Source organism: Streptomyces azureus, assembly GCF_001270025.1.
Taxonomy (GTDB): domain Bacteria; phylum Actinomycetota; class Actinomycetes; order Streptomycetales; family Streptomycetaceae; genus Streptomyces; species Streptomyces azureus.
Window position 1 is genome coordinate 1 of sequence record NZ_DF968434.1, and the last position, 1,673, is coordinate 1,673.

Here is a 1,673-nt window from a genome sequence, read left to right on the forward strand (position 1 = left end):
ACGCCCGAGAGCTACCTCGCCGGCCTCGAACTCCGCGCTTCGATGATCTGGCTCGGAGATCTCCTGCAGCAGCCGATTGATCACGACGTCACACAGGCCCTAGTGATGTTCTGCGGCTACACCGCTCCACCATCGATCAAGAACCGTCAGGACCAGTGTTGCCGTCCCCAGTACTGACTTCGGCTCGTCAGGGTGATCTTTGTCGATGTGCCTGATGGGCTCGCACTACGGGCTGCATCTCGTGCCGTGTGAGATACGCGGTGGGGGCGGGGTGACCGCTGCGGGGCGCCTGCGTCGGGAAGCCGTACGGCGGCAGGCAGCCGAGTTGCGGCGAGGCCGTCCGCAGGACCTCATTAGCACGGCATAGTTCCCGCACCTCGCGCCGCAACCGGGCGAGCTCTTCCTTCTCCTCAGTGGTGAGCAGGCCGTCACCGGCGTCGGCCTCGGCCTGCCTCATCCAGTTGCCCAGGGTCTCGTGATGCGCGCCGAGTTCCTCGGCCATGCGACCGATCACGTTCGGCTCGGCAGTCCGGTACGTCCGCACCGCGCGCTCACGCAATTCCAGCGGGTACCTCCTCGGGGCAGGCGTCGTCAGGACCCCTCTCATGAGACCCATCTGGCCTGCTGTCACCTTTCCGCGCATCTCGGTGGGGGCCTCATTGCGTCCTGCATGGTGTGTGTACGTCGTGGCGTGGGGCGGGCCGGGTCCTGGCCGCCACGAACCAAGTGCGGGACCATCATCCGATCAGCCCAATTCATGTCGGTCGCCGCGCGGCGTCATGCGGATGAAAGCCGATGATTACTCATCCGTAAGGGTGTCACCTGCTTGATGGAATTCCTGCTGATCCGCTATCAGGCTGCCCTCTGTGAAGAGAAAATGCGATTTGAATCGCACCTCGTAGGGAAAGTCGCTGATACGATCATCTCGCCTCGATGGCCTGAGACAGGTAAAGCGTCGTTCTGTGCTGAATTCGAGGCGAGGTTCTGGCTGGTCAAGCAGCCACTGCTGGAGAAGAACCCCGAACCGTATCTACCGCTGCACGTCCTGCCGGTACTGGCACTTCACCGGATCCCCTCACTGGACCAGCCAGAACAAGCGGAGGCGGACTATGGGAGAAGGGAAGCCATTTCAAGACAGAGCCGTAAGAGAAGGGGAAAGAGCTGATGAGGAACCCGACGCAGGCGTGTGATGCACCACCCGAGGCCCAACTCCTGCGGCAGGCGCCCCCCTCGATCCCCGGCATGCAAGGCGTACAGATTCCGCACAGCACCTGTGCCGGTCCGGCAGTGATCAACCCTCGTAAGTGCACCGGCCGACGGGCTGTGGCCCGGTCCGGTCCTGGACCAGTTCTTTCCACTCCAGGGCTGGCTTCTACCCTTTCTACGAGCAGGAAGACGACGAGATTGCGACAGAAACTGAGCAGGGGATTGGTCGTGGCCGTCGCCGCGACGGGCATCGTGCCCCTGTATGGCATTCCGGCGTTGGCGGACTCGCCCGCCGAGACTCCCGTGAACACCAGTCGTGCGAGCACGCACGGATCGCACGGTGCTCCCCACGGCTCCGCCTCCGGCGGTGACCGTGAGCCCGGCGGTCACGGCGGCGACGACGGTGGTTACGGCGACGACTTGGATGCGCCGGGAGGTTACGGGGGTACGCCGTCGACGCAGTCTCC

Annotated in this window: 2 protein-coding genes and 1 pseudogene; 2 read left to right on the plus strand and 1 reads right to left on the minus strand. The window is 64.0% G+C overall.

All coding sequences use genetic code 11. The annotated features are described in order from the left end of the window. Positions 1-187 precede the first annotated feature (187 nt). On the minus strand, positions 188-643 hold the full coding sequence (locus AOQ53_RS42210) for a transposase (RefSeq protein WP_078945654.1): 456 nt from the start codon (positions 641-643) through the stop codon (positions 188-190). Between the two features lie 186 nt (positions 644-829). Here AOQ53_RS42210 and AOQ53_RS44295 point away from each other — a divergent pair, with 186 nt between their 5' ends. Both AOQ53_RS44295 and AOQ53_RS46975 read left to right on the plus strand, forming a co-directional pair. Next, positions 830-1,165 (plus strand): hypothetical protein, encoded by a 336-nt coding sequence (locus tag AOQ53_RS44295; RefSeq protein WP_148640419.1) that lies wholly within the window; start codon positions 830-832, stop codon positions 1,163-1,165. A gap of 269 nt (positions 1,166-1,434) precedes the next feature. Then, positions 1,435-1,673 (plus strand): annotated as a pseudogene (locus AOQ53_RS46975) (hypothetical protein); the annotation flags it as partial.